The organism is Bacillus sp. EE-W1, from assembly GCF_009760835.1.
Lineage (GTDB): Bacteria > Bacillota > Bacilli > Bacillales > Bacillaceae_G > Bacillus_A > Bacillus_A wiedmannii.
In genome coordinates this window covers 220,812-233,979 of record NZ_WIPE01000064.1, presented here as the reverse complement: position 1 = coordinate 233,979, position 13,168 = coordinate 220,812, and the positions used below count along the sequence as shown (strand labels likewise).

Annotated in this window: 16 protein-coding genes and 1 riboswitch; of the genes, 11 read left to right on the top strand and 5 right to left on the bottom strand. The window is 34.1% G+C overall.

All coding sequences use genetic code 11. The features are described 5' to 3' along the window. Position 1: 1 nt before the first annotated feature. From GFJ36_RS15960 to GFJ36_RS15950, 3 genes are all read right to left on the bottom strand, one after another. Entirely contained in the window at positions 2–772 is a 771-nt protein-coding gene (locus GFJ36_RS15960; protein ID WP_098147944.1) for a DNA alkylation repair protein, read from the bottom strand. Between the two features lie 33 nt (positions 773–805). Then, positions 806–1,111, bottom strand: coding sequence for an iron-sulfur cluster biosynthesis family protein (locus tag GFJ36_RS15955; protein ID WP_137036311.1), 306 nt, complete (start codon positions 1,109–1,111; stop codon positions 806–808). A gap of 113 nt (positions 1,112–1,224) precedes the next feature. After that, entirely contained in the window at positions 1,225–2,691 is a 1,467-nt protein-coding gene (locus GFJ36_RS15950) for an amino acid permease (RefSeq protein WP_097890273.1), read from the bottom strand. Positions 2,692–2,803: 112 nt separating this feature from the next. Then, positions 2,804–2,996: riboswitch (Lysine riboswitch) on the bottom strand. A 385-nt stretch (positions 2,997–3,381) separates the two neighbouring features. On the opposite strand from GFJ36_RS15950, the gene GFJ36_RS15945 reads away from it, so the two are divergent. After that, a complete protein-coding gene (locus GFJ36_RS15945) occupies positions 3,382–3,831 on the top strand; it encodes a GNAT family N-acetyltransferase (protein ID WP_048547765.1) in 450 nt (149 codons plus the stop codon). A 39-nt stretch (positions 3,832–3,870) separates the two neighbouring features. On the opposite strand, the gene GFJ36_RS15940 is transcribed toward GFJ36_RS15945, so the two are convergent. Next, positions 3,871–4,881: a sulfite exporter TauE/SafE family protein gene (locus tag GFJ36_RS15940; RefSeq protein WP_137036310.1), complete on the bottom strand. Its 1,011-nt coding sequence runs from the start codon at positions 4,879–4,881 to the stop codon at positions 3,871–3,873. A gap of 98 nt (positions 4,882–4,979) precedes the next feature. Between GFJ36_RS15940 and GFJ36_RS15935 the strand changes: the two genes are divergently transcribed. From GFJ36_RS15935 to GFJ36_RS15895, 10 genes are all read left to right on the top strand, one after another. After that, a complete protein-coding gene (locus tag GFJ36_RS15935) occupies positions 4,980–5,777 on the top strand; it encodes a VOC family protein (protein WP_097890271.1) in 798 nt (265 codons plus the stop codon). Positions 5,778–5,791: 14 nt separating this feature from the next. Beyond that, the gene (locus tag GFJ36_RS15930; protein ID WP_097890269.1) at positions 5,792–6,730 is read left to right on the top strand and encodes an aminoglycoside phosphotransferase family protein; all 939 of its coding nucleotides are present in this window, start codon (positions 5,792–5,794) and stop codon (positions 6,728–6,730) included. Positions 6,731–6,743: 13 nt separating this feature from the next. Then, on the top strand, positions 6,744–7,487 hold the full coding sequence (locus tag GFJ36_RS15925; protein WP_097890267.1) for a metallophosphoesterase family protein: 744 nt from the start codon (positions 6,744–6,746) through the stop codon (positions 7,485–7,487). Between the two features lie 111 nt (positions 7,488–7,598). Beyond that, positions 7,599–7,730, top strand: coding sequence for a hypothetical protein (locus GFJ36_RS29995; protein WP_255288434.1), 132 nt, complete (start codon positions 7,599–7,601; stop codon positions 7,728–7,730). Between the two features lie 99 nt (positions 7,731–7,829). Next, a complete protein-coding gene (locus GFJ36_RS15920; protein WP_097890265.1) occupies positions 7,830–8,372 on the top strand; it encodes a GrpB family protein in 543 nt (180 codons plus the stop codon). A 236-nt stretch (positions 8,373–8,608) separates the two neighbouring features. Continuing rightward, positions 8,609–9,433, top strand: a complete 825-nt coding sequence (locus GFJ36_RS15915; protein ID WP_097890263.1) for a DUF2785 domain-containing protein — start codon at positions 8,609–8,611, stop codon at positions 9,431–9,433. Positions 9,434–9,539: 106 nt separating this feature from the next. Further along, positions 9,540–10,526, top strand: coding sequence for an alpha/beta fold hydrolase (locus GFJ36_RS15910; protein WP_097890262.1), 987 nt, complete (start codon positions 9,540–9,542; stop codon positions 10,524–10,526). A gap of 34 nt (positions 10,527–10,560) precedes the next feature. Then, on the top strand, positions 10,561–11,232 hold the full coding sequence (locus tag GFJ36_RS15905; RefSeq protein ID WP_097890261.1) for a response regulator transcription factor: 672 nt from the start codon (positions 10,561–10,563) through the stop codon (positions 11,230–11,232). Further along, complete coding sequence (locus GFJ36_RS15900; protein ID WP_048526233.1) at positions 11,229–12,224, top strand: sensor histidine kinase; 996 nt, start codon at positions 11,229–11,231, stop codon at positions 12,222–12,224. Before GFJ36_RS15905 ends, GFJ36_RS15900 begins: the two co-directional genes overlap by 4 nt. A gap of 62 nt (positions 12,225–12,286) precedes the next feature. Beyond that, positions 12,287–12,601: a DUF3892 domain-containing protein gene (locus tag GFJ36_RS15895; RefSeq protein WP_071759066.1), complete on the top strand. Its 315-nt coding sequence runs from the start codon at positions 12,287–12,289 to the stop codon at positions 12,599–12,601. Positions 12,602–12,687: 86 nt separating this feature from the next. Here the strand turns inward: GFJ36_RS15895 and GFJ36_RS15890 are convergent, their stop codons facing one another. Next, positions 12,688–13,128 (bottom strand): YaiI/YqxD family protein, encoded by a 441-nt coding sequence (locus tag GFJ36_RS15890; RefSeq protein WP_016077523.1) that lies wholly within the window; start codon positions 13,126–13,128, stop codon positions 12,688–12,690. Positions 13,129–13,168 lie beyond the last annotated feature (40 nt).

Sequence of the window (13,168 nt, the reverse complement as noted above, 5' to 3'; positions counted from 1 at the left end):
CTTAAAAACAAAAATCTTTTGGTAAAGTACCATTTTTTATCACCGTTCTTAACCCATGTTTTATAATCCAAGGGTTAACAAGATGCTGTTTATCACGTAATTGCTGTAACCATTGAAAAACGAGTTCTTTATCTTCTTTCGTAATATCGTTAATATGATTGGCTACTGATTTTTGGACATATTTAGAAGGATCATTCATTAATGGTTCAAGAAGCTGTAAATTGTTCTTAAAGTCACCTTTCAGAGCTCCTGTTTTTTTTGCCCAAGGAAGTCTTGGTCTTGTACCTTCTGAAACCAATCTTCTAATGTGGCTGTTTTCGTCATGAATCCACTGTTCTAATATGTTTAGTGTATCTTCATGGTATGTCTCAAGAAAAGGCCGAATAGCATATTCAGCAGTATTCCTTTTTGTTATTTCATACATGGCGTTAAATGAGGATTCAAAATCGTTAAGCCCATATTTTTCAACGTATTTTGCAATAGGCATGTACATATATCCGTTTGTAAATGTACCTACTTCTGTAGTATTTTCTGGTCCCAATGTTTTCAGTAAAATATGAATTGCTTCATTAAAATCTTTTTGTAATGCATGATGTAATTCATCTGCTATTACTTCAATACGCTGCTGTAACTCTAAAGTTTCAACTTTACATGTTACGGAAGATACGAAGTTTCTTTTAGGGAAAGTAGGATCGTGCTTACAAATAGAATCGGCCATATTTTTTGCTGATTCTTCGTTAAATAAAAATTTTAACGGAACATATTTACCCATTTTTTCACCTCATTGGTCAGCTGAAAACAATTTTTATTTTTTAATCGACAACCCATAAACCAAAGTCTCACTCGGAGTCGTAATACTAAAACCAGTCGTCTTATAATCAAGTTTCACCGTATCACCAGTGTAGTCTTTCGTAAATGAATCCATTTGTACGATAAAATCAGCATCTTCATATACAACGTCATCTACATTATATGTATCCCAAATTAAATCCACATCAACGAAAATACTACAAGAGTTTGTCATTGTTCCTCTAATGCGAATGATTTTTTTGTCTTTACGTTCTAATCTATGTATAGCTGCTTTTGCTTCATCAGTAATGCGAATGTTCATCGTATCCCAACCTTTATTTATATTTCCTTTATTATTGCAAAAACAGGAGCAATAGGGAAGGGAGAAGCATCGGAATAAAAAAAGAGCAAACAAATTTGTTTGCTCTTTTCACTTTATTTCAATTCACATTTATCAAGCGGAATCACTTTTGTTTTCTTCGTAAATTTATATCCTAACCATAGTACTAAGAAGAGTGGTAATCCGATATAAGAAACGAGTACGCCGTTCCAATCAATTGATTCACCCATAAATGCCCCGTAGTTTTGACCTAAAATTACGATGACACAAAGTGCAAATGCGAAGATTGGACCGAACGGGAACCATTTTGCTCTATATGGTAAGTCTTTTAAATCTTTACCTTGAGCAATATATGCTTTGCGGAAACGATAATGACTAATTGCGATTCCGACCCATGCGATAAAGCCAGACATTCCAGATGCGTTTAATAACCAAATGTATACAACGCCGTCACCGAATAAAGAAGCAATGAAAGCGATACTACCGACAATTGACGTTGCGATTAATGCGTTAACAGGTACACCGCGGCTGTCTAATTTCCCTAAGAATTTTGGTGCTTTACCTTGGCGAGCTAAGTCCCAAAGCATACGAGTTGATGCATACATACCAGAGTTACCAGCAGATAGTACTGCCGTTAAAATAACAGCGTTCATAACAGAAGCAGCAAAAGCAACGCCAGCTTTTTCAAAAATAAGTGTAAATGGACTTACTGTAACATCACTTGCGGCAAGGCTTTCAGTTGTATAAGGAATTAATAAACCGATAACGAGAATCGCAAGGATATAGAATAAAAGAATACGCCAAAAGATAGAACGAATTGCTTTTGGAATGTTGCGCTCTGGATCAGCAGTTTCACCAGCAGCAACTCCTAATAATTCAGTTCCTTGGAAGGAGAACCCAGCAGCCATAAATACACCGATAATTGCCATAATGCCGCCATTAAATGGTGCATCTGCAACAGTGAAGTTTTTAAAGCCAACAGATTCGCCGCCCATAATTCCGAAAATCATCATGAAGCCGACAATTAAAAAGATAATAATAGTAACTACTTTAATAAGTGCGAACCAATATTCAGATTCACCAAACCCTTTAACAGATAAATAGTTTAAAAGGAAAATAATAGCTAAACATAATCCACTCCAAATAAGAGAAGGGGTATCTGGGAACCAAAATTTCATAATTAATGTTACAGCAGCGAGTTCAGCAGCAATTGTAATGGCCCAGTTATACCAATAGTTCCATCCAAGTGCAAAGCCAAGGGACGGATCAACAAATTTTGTTGCATAAGTACTAAAAGATCCAGTAACAGGCATGTAAGCTGCGAGTTCAGCTAAGCTTGTCATTAAAAAGTAAACCATAATCCCAATTGCGGCGTATGCAATTAATGCGCCGCCAGGTCCAGCTGAATGGATGACACCACCGCTGGCAAGAAATAGTCCGGTACCGATTGTACCACCGAGAGAAATCATCGTAAGGTGACGAGATTTTAATCCGCGTTTTAATTCACCTTGTCCTTGTGTACTTTGCGTTTTAGAGGTAGCTTGATTCGTTGCGCTATTCATGTTCAACACTCCTTTTCTTGTAAGATAGGAAGGAACGGGGGAGAAAAATACAAAAAACCGCCAAAGGAATTTGGCGGAACGTTTCACAAATAACCACCCCATCATACCCTTCCGTTAAGATAGCACCCCACGTTTACACGGTAATTTTGTAAACGTGACAGTTCTGTTCCTTTCGGAGACAGACCCAGCTCATAATTCCAGAGAAGAAATATAAACTTCGGCAACTTTTCCTTTCAAACGGAGTCGGTGACATTCTCTGTGTCTCGTCCGTTTTACTCATAAAAGTCGCAACCTCTACCTCATCGGATTGATGAGGATTTGATATATTGCTAAGATTTTTAATATATGGCAATTGTAATGACTTTCTGAATATATTGCAAGATATTTTGTTAGGAAAAGTCAAAAAATATCGGTTATTGTATAGGAAACGCTTGCAAAACTCCACTCGAACCTACTATTATGTAACAATAAGCAAAGAAAAAATTGTTATACAAATGTTTCGCAAAAAATATTGAAAAACCCTCTAAAATTAAAAGAAAATTCAGAAAATATAATTCGACATAAGTATCAAAAGAGGATTATTCCTTAAATTCGTTTCAAAGAATAAGTATAAATCTGATAAATAGAATGAATATTCTTTTTATTTCTAGTAAAATTGAAGTATTGTTTAATTGAAAAGGGGAAATCAACATGAAATTAGAAACAGAAAGGCTCTATATAGTACCGTGTACAGAAGAGAGGATGCACGTTGCGAGCAAGCAAGGATATGATAGTGGTCCACATATTGTAGGACATGTAGAAACTGTAAAAAAAGATAAGGAAGTATTACCTTGGGGGGCGTGGTATGTCATTCGAAAAGAAGATGACATCGTTCTAGGTGATATAGGGTTTAAAGGGAAACCAAATGAGGAACATATAGTAGAAATTGGTTACGGATTTATTGAGAAATATTGGAATAAAGGGTATGCGACAGAAGCTGTAAGAGAGCTAATAAATTGGGCTTTTCAAACAGAAGAGGTAGAAACGATTATTGCAGAGACACTTCTTGAAAATATTAGCTCGATTCGTGTATTAGAGAAACTACATATGAAGAGAATTGGCACTACAGAAACGATGATTAATTGGAAAATAGAACAATAAAAAATACCGCTCGAAGTATATCGGGCGGTATTTTTATCGTTATGGTAGCATTTGTTTTTGATCATTCGGATATCCAGCTGTCGATGCGTTAGAACGCTTGGAATGATTGCGAACAGCAATGAAAATAGAAATAATAACGACAAGACCAACTGCCACGTAAGAAAGTGAAATAATAGTTGGATCAACTTTAAATGTAGTAAGCAGTGTACGAATGTTTGTAAAGATAATAAGGCCGCCAACTAATACGCCAAGTAAATGAGAAGGAACGATGCGCACTAGCCATGCAGCGATCGGTGCCGCAACGATACCACCGAGCATAAGAGAAAATACCCAAACCCAGCTTACTTGTTCCCAGCCAAGAGAAATGAAAAAGCCGATTGTTGCAGCGAGTGAGACAGGAAACTCACTCGTGTCTACAGATCCGATAACTTTTCTAGCTTCATTTCCTCTTGCCAAAAGCACAGGTGTCGTAATCGGACCCCAGCCACCACCACCAGTTGAATCAACGAATCCAGCAAATAAGCCAAGCGGAACAAGCTGTTTAGCAGACATACGCTTATTTGAAGTAACAATTTGTTTTTGAATGAGGAATCGTAATAAAATATAAACCCCTAAAGTAAATAAAAATACGGAAATGTACGGTTTAATTACATCGCCAGGTAAATTACTTAAAAAACATGCTCCAATAAATGCGCCAATTGCTCCTGGCAATGTAAGCCTGGAAACGGTATATTTATCAACGTTTCCAAATTTGAGGTGAGATGCACCAGAAGCGGCGGTTGTAACGACCTCAGCTAAATGAACAGATGCGGAAGCTACAGCCGGTGCGATACCAAACATTAATAATAGTGAGGTAGATGTTACCCCGTACGCCATTCCAAGCGCCCCATCAATCAATTGAGCGAAAAATCCAATAATAGCAAAGACAATTAATTTCTGCATAAATAATCCCCCTGTAATAATAAATGAAAAAGACACTTTTCCCGTATGAGAAAAGTGCCTTTGGTTTTTCCAATCAGCAATAATTAAATTTGTTTCATTATAATACATATTAATCGTATAAATCAACTGGGTTTTAAAGTTTTTTGAATTGAATGAAAGAAAAATAAAATATACAATAAAAGGATGGAGAGAAAGGGGAGAAAGACATGTTACGATTTGATCATCTCGTACACGCAGTACATGGTACACCGGAGGAAGCGGCGAAACAAATGCAGAAGCGTGGATTTCATACTGCACTAGGCGGAGAGCATACGACCTGGGGTACTTGGAATAGTTTATGTTATTTTGATTTATCCTATATAGAATTTTTAGCAATTCAGCATGAAGAAAAAGCGAAGAAAGCAGACAATCCATTAGTACAAGAAACAGTAGTGAAATTACAAGACGGAGAAGGAATGCTACAAATCGCAATTCGAGCAGATGCCATTGAAGACCTAGCAGTTAAGTTTAGTAAGCAAGGTTTACATACGATAGGACCATTTGAAGGGAAACGTATGAGAAAAGATGGCCGCCTTTTAGAATGGAAAATGTTATTTGTAAAGCAAGAGGAAAACGGACCGAAATTACCATTCTTTATACAATGGAATGAAACGGATGAAGAAAGAAGAAACGATTTACGTAACATAGGGACGATCACTGAACATAAAAACAAAGTACAACAAATTGAAACGATTCATTACGCAGTGAAAAATGTTCGAGAAACAGTACGGAAATGGAAAGAAGTAATGGGGCTAACTGCAAACCAGGTCGTTAAAAATGAAGAATGGAATGCAGAGTGTCAAAGCGTATCATTTGGTGATGTTCATGTGCAGTTTTGTGAACCAAAAGGAGAAGGGTTAGTACTAGAACGTTTGAATCATCATGGCGAATATCCATTTGCAGTGGAGTGTAATGGGGAAAATAAACGAGAGCATGAAGTGTTAGGTAGTTTGTACATATATTGATAGAGGTGAACATAGTGGAAGAAATACTTAGAGAGATAGAGAGAAAACTAGAATGGCCTCGTATTACAAAGTGTACAGCTATTTCAAAAGGTTTTTCACATGAAGAGAAATATAAAATAGAATTAGAAAATAGAGTGACATATTTTGTAAAAATATGTGATGCTGTTCATTTTGAACGTAAACAAGAAGAATATACGTATATGAAACAATTAGAGTTATTACATATTCCTACGCCTAAGTTAATTCATTTTATAAAGCTGGAGGATTTAAATAAATGTATTCAAGTATTTGAATGGATCCAAGGTGTAAATGGTGAAGAAGGTCTAGGGAAACTATCGGTGGAAGAACAGTATTATGCAGGAAGAAAAGCAGGAGAAGTATTAAAGAGAATCCACTCAATTGAAAGAGAAAGTGCAAGTAATAAATGGGAAACGGTTCGATGGAATAAATACGAAAGATACGTAGAAGCGTTAGCAAACTATGAAATAGACTTCCTTGATTTGAAGCCAGTATTAAGTTTTGTAGGGGAGCATAAACAATTATTGAAAAATCGCCCAATCACATTTTTACACGATGACTTCCATCCAGCAAATAGTATGATTCATAATAAGGAGTTTATCGTTATCGATTTTGGTGGATATGATTTTGGCGATCCAATACATGATTTTTATAACGTAGCGATCTTTACTACAAGAATAAGTAAACCATTTGCGGTTGGACAAGTTCACGGTTATTGCGGGGGAGAACCGTCACTTCATTTTTGGCAACTGTATTCATTATATGCAGCAATGACATTCCCAGCTGATATCGTATGGACAAACCGAAGCACGCCACATTTAGTAGATGATATGAAGGAAAGATTAAACGGAATTTTAGAAAATCATAACAATTTTTCATCCTATATTCCAAAATGGTATCAATCACAACATGAGGATATAATAAACAATAAGTAATGGAGGGATTTATATGGATAAAATAGCGGTAATTTCAGATATTCACGGTAATATTCCAGCTTTAGAATCTGTGCTGCAAGATATTAAATTAAGAGGAATTGAGCGCATCATTTGTCTTGGAGATTTAGTCGGAAAAGGCCCTCATTCTAGCGAAGTGATTAAAATCATTCGTAAAGAATGTGATGGAGTTGTAATGGGAAACTGGGATGATTTCATTACAAAACCGACTGAATTTGAAGCCTTAAAATGGCATCAAAAACAATTATCAGAAGAACAAAATGACTATTTAAGAAGCTTACCATTTTCAATCGAATTTTTTATGAGCGGCAAACTGATTCGTATGTTCCACGCTTCACCGAGAAGTTTATATGAAAGAATTCAACCACATGCCTCAAGAGAAGAGCGTATTAGTATGTTCGAAAATAGTGAGCTCACAGAGAATATAGAAGGGGAAAGAAAACCCGATGTCGTTTGCTACGGTGACGTTCACCAAGCGTTCGTTCAAAATTTCAGAGGGAAAACGTTATGTAATGCTGGTAGTGTAGGTAATCCTCTTGAAATTACACAAGCTTCCTATTTAATATTTGAAGGAGCTTATAATGAAAAAGAAGCAGCGAGCTTTTCTATTCAACTCGTACGTGTACCATATGATATTGAACTAGCCATCAGACTAGCAGAAGAACTCGATATGCCAGAAATTGAAGAATACAAACAAGAATTACGGACTGCTTTATATCGAGGGTTTAAGGGAAAGTAAGCCAATCATAATATATCAACGATTTTTTCGATATATCGACTTACCGACAAATAATGGCATGAATTGTCACCTGTAATCATGTTATGTAAACTAATTGTAGGAGGAAATATCATGAACCGAATACAACGCATGAAAGAAATTGCAGATCATATTTTAAAATTAAATTTAACACATCCAACAAGAGTTGGAGTAAGTGGTATTACAGCTGCAGGAAAAACAACATTTGCAAACGAACTAGCATAATCCGAAAGAGTGTGCGGATATTGTATTTCGAAATAGTAATTTTGATGATCCGGTAATTGTATTTAAAGGAATCTAAAATCGTGAAAGGGGCTGCTTTGGATGGATAAGAAAGATAATCTGAACGATTGGCCTGTATGGGCGAATGAGTCAGTAGAGATAGTTAATGCAAATCCTGATTGGCAAGATAAAGGCCAATGTGAAGAGCAGCAATTATATGAACTGCTTGCTCCTCTAGGTATAAGCAAAGTAATACATATAGGAAGTACATCCATACCTGGTTTACCTGCAAAACCTATCATTGATCTAATGGCTGAAATAGACTCATTTGAAAGAGTACTAGATATTTCAGCTACATTGGCCATATATAATTGGCATTATGTAAGCCCAGAATTAGATGAAAGACCTTGGAGAAGATTCTTTGTGAAAGTTAAGAATAATAGGCGTGTAGCACACCTGCATTTAATGGTTAAAGGAATTGAGCGATGGGACCATCAACTTTTATTTCGTAACCGCTTACGAGAAAATCCACAATTAGTTTATGATTATTCAAATCTGAAACAAGATTTAGCTAAAAGATATAACCAAGATAGAGAAGCATACACAAAAGCTAAAACAGAGTTTATTAAACAAGTTCTAAAATGATGCAACCTTTTATTGTAACTACGTTTGAATATAAAAGAAAAAACATACTGTATTTTATAACTTAAACTGACATGAAATGCATGTAAACAAAGTGAGAGACTGCGATGTTCTAATGTATTTCCTTTTATTTATCAGGATAAATTTTATATAATTGAATCAAGTTCATATAAGGATAGGCAATTACAGGGGATAAGGCGAAAATATGTTAATAAAGTAAAAAGGGGACAGGAAATATAATGAATGAAGTACTAGAACTAAAAGAAGAACTACTACAAATTAAAAATAATAATTATGCTGTACCAGAAGACGTAGATGCATATCCATATGCGCAGTGGATGTTAGATTATATCGGTTCACCTGATGCTGAATTACGTGATGATTTAATTTATAGTACGCTTCACACATGGATTACAAATGATGAATTTAGACAAAAAGAGTTACGAGGATTAATGTTACAAGCAATTAGTCCTGATTATTTATTTTATAAAATTGGTGAAAAGGGCACAGACTCTGTATTTAAACGTGCATTCTCCGTACTAATTCCACCACTTATTTTATCTGTTCATGAAAGAGAACCACTTTTATCTGAAGAACAACTGTACAGTGTGGCAGAACAAGTGTTGGAATATGTATATTTAGAAGAAGATGTAAGAGGTTACGTAGAAGGAAAAGGTTGGGCACATTCTACAGCACACGCTGCTGATGCACTTGATGCTTTAGCACGTACTATACAAAATCGTGAGTTTTCATATGCGATTCTTGCAGCTGTTCGTCAGAAGGTTCGATTAAGTGATTACGTGTATGTGCACTTTGAAGATGAGAGATTAGTAAAGCCGATTATGTCTTTACGTAACCAAAATCTTTTAACTGAAGAAGAGTGGAGCAACTGGTTACATAGTATAGCAACTGTTGAAGACATTCGACATCCGCAGCATGCTATTTTAGTACAAAATATTAGAACTTTTCTAAGAAGTTTTTATTTCAGAGTTTTAGAGGCAGAAGGTAGTACAGCCTTTACAGATGATATATTGGAGACTTTGAAGGGTTTGCGTAGGTATTAAAAGTGATTCATCCTTAGAAACAATGAATAGATATTAATTTTGAAAAATTTATTAGAAATTTATTTTTATATTGTACCCTTTCAATATAGGTTGAAAGGGGTGTCAAATGAAAAAATTATTAAAGCGAGTGAAAATAATATTTTTAATGAGTGTTAGTATGATTTTCTTTGGAACAGGCGTTGTATTTATATATCATAACTATCAATTAAAAATGGAATCGAAATTAATGAAGAATGAAGGCGAACTTGTTAATTTCGATAATAAAAAAGTGAATGTTTATAATGGAGGGAGCGGGGAGGATACGTTTGTATTTATGGCCGGATCTGGAATTGCCGCTCCTGTTTATGAATTGAAAGGCTTATATAGTAAATTTTCGAAGGAAAACAAGATTTCTGTAATTGAGAGAGCGGGTTATGGATACAGTGATGTTTTTCAAGATGATAGAGATATTGATACGATATTAGAACAAACGAGAGAAGCGCTTATTCGAAGTGGAAATAAACCACCTTACATTTTAGTACCACACTCTCTATCGGGTATAGAGGCTATTTATTGGGCACAAAAATATCCAAGTGAAGTAAAAGGGATTATTGCGTTAGATATTGGTTTACCTAAACAGTATGTGACTAATAAAATAGGTATGGTTGATTCATTAAAAATAAAAGGGATGAATATTTTAACGAAAATTGGTTTTCAGAGATTAGCTCCCTCTATTACTTATAATCCCGAAGTCATTCGTCAATCCTTTTTAAACGAACAGGAAAAAGATATTTATAAAGCGCTTACGTATAAGAGGGCTTTTAATGATGATATGAAGCAAGAACTTTTACAAAGCTACAATAACGGTAAAAAATCAAATTCTTTATCAATCCCAAAAGAAACACCTATGTTATTTATAGATGCGATTGCTAGGCAATATAAAGATTCGAAGTATACAAAGCAAAAAAACGAAGACTATAAGGAGTTTGCTAGCAAGTTATTAATAGCTGATGTAAAAATAATTGAAGGTACACATAGTATTTATTTATATGCTTCTGATGAAATATACAAAATTGCTATGGATTTTCTTAAGAATAAAGTAGTGAAGAACTAAACAATTGTAACTTTAGCAATGAAAGGCTTACATAATGAAAGTATATAACGTATTAATTGTTGAAGACGATTTGATTATAGGAGATTTATTACAAAAAATTTTACAGCGTGAGAAGTATAATGTGTGTTGGGAGAAAGAGGGAAGGAAAGTTCTTGATATAATTCATGAAATAGATTTAGTCGTAATGGATGTTATGTTACCAGGCGAAGATGGTTATCAAATTACAAAGAAAATAAAAAATCTAGGATTAAATATTCCAATTATATTTCTATCAGCAAGGAATGATATGGATAGTAAACTAAAAGGTTTGACCATTGGAGAAGAATACATGATAAAACCTTTTGACCCTAGAGAGTTGTTGTTAAGGATTCAGAAAATGTTAGATAATCAATATGGTACGTTCACGCAAATTAACCATTTATTTATAGATGCAGAATATAAAAGAGTTTTTAATAATGATTTGCGTAATGAAGTTGCTTTTACAGCAATTGAACGTAAAATATTCTTCTATTTATACGAAAATAGAGATAGAGTTTTATCTAAAGAACACTTCTATGATTACCTATGGCAACTCGAAGATAGAAATCAAAATATCATGAACGTACATATAAAGAAAATTAGAACCAAAATTGATGATAAAACAGGTGATATTATTCAGAACATATATGGAGAAGGGTATAGATTAAATACCTATATGAAGAAATGAACTTAAAGAAAAAATATCAGTTACTATTATTCTCTGCTATTATTAGCGTACCACTGTTATTGTTATCAATTAGTATCTTAGTATCAGTTATTTATAATGTTGTCTTTAAAACTAAAAATCAGAACATTCCTTTTCACGAATCCTATGCATACCCTACGATGTTAATCATATTTTTATTATCACTATTAATATTAGCTTTTGTATTTTCAAAATCGATTAACACAGTATTAAATAAAATTAATGTATTAAATCAAACGATTCGAGATTTAGCTAGTGATAAAAAAATCCCTAATATAATAAATGTTAAAAGCGATGATGAAATGGGAGAGCTGATTAAATCAGTGAACTTGCTTATAGAAAGAACAACTTATCGAGAATTAGAACTACAACAACAGGAACAAATAAAAAAGGAACTATTAAATAAATTACGGCATGATATTAATACACCCTTAACAGCGGTCAGATTACAATTATATTATTTAGAAGGTGAGTACAAGGATCAAGCACCAGTACTTGAATCAATGTATGAGCAGATACAATATATAAGTGATTTAACTAACGAATTTAATATTCAATCTACAGAGACCTTAGAGAATACTTATATTGTGAATGATGAAGTGAATATACATGATTTAATAGAAAATATGATTAAAAAATGGAGCTATTTGTATAGCATTCATAAAATTGAATTAGTATATAATCCACAAGATAAAGAGTTGATATGGAATAGTAATGAGTTATGGATTCAAAGGTTATTTGATAATATTTTTCAAAATGTCCTTAAACATTCAAAAGCTAAAAAACTCAAAATTAATATAGATGAAAATATTGTTTCCTTTAGAGATAATGGGATTGGGTTTGATATAAATAGTAAAGGTACAGGACTTGGTTTGAAAAATATTGAAGATATATCAAAGATGTTCGACATAAAATACACTTTACAATCAAATAGTAAGGGTACTATGTTTTCGTTTGAAAATACAAAAGTTTAGAGCAAATTACATAAAACCAACAACTCCCAACCATACTAAAAAATGTGTTGGAGGTGAATGTTATGGACAATAAAGACTTTGAAAAAGTTTATAATGATTACTTACATCAAGGAGAAGAGCAAGCTCAATTTGAAGTAGACAATGAAGTCAATTCAGGAGCAGAAGAAATTGTTGCCGTTCGTAAAAATGATGATGGTGATTTAATTGCGTTTAAAACAAGTAGCGGGAGAGAGTTAGATTATATGACTGCTCTTAGTGAAGCGAAATTAGGGAAGTTAGCTCATGTAGATGTATTTCATAAGTATGGTAGAGATATTATACGTAGTGAACCGGATGGAATAAAAGAAAATAACTTAGATAATTTACCTTCATTTTAAAAGGGTAAACCTCAAGAAGAGAATGTTCATTTGGATATTCTCTTCTTTGTTTTGCGAAGTTTTCCTAGCAAATAGACAATTCATTTTTAAAGTGCGATCATACTTTTAAAGAGCGCTCTAAATTTCTCTTTATCTTCTGCTGTAAATGGTTTCGGTCCCTTTGTACGCTTACCACTTTTTCGAACCATTGCACTTAAATATCGTGTTTGTAACAATTGTTCAATGTTATCATTCGTATACTTATAGCCTTTATGGTGTAGAACGATACAACCTTTTGCTAAAGCGAGCGAAGCAAGACCGTAATCTTGTGTTACGATTAAATCTTCTTTTTTTGCTAACTGCATAATTCGGTAATCTGCAGCATCTGCTCCAGAATCAACATAAATTGTTTCCACACCTTTAGGCTGCTGAGCATTAGAATAATGAGAAAAGCTAGTAACTAGAGTTACAGGAATTTCTGCACTCGTAGCTTCAAAAATAATTACATCTTTTACAGGACAAGCATCTGCATCAACGTAAATTTTCATTTTTACCACTCCTATAAAGTGAAACTTTAATCAGTGGGGG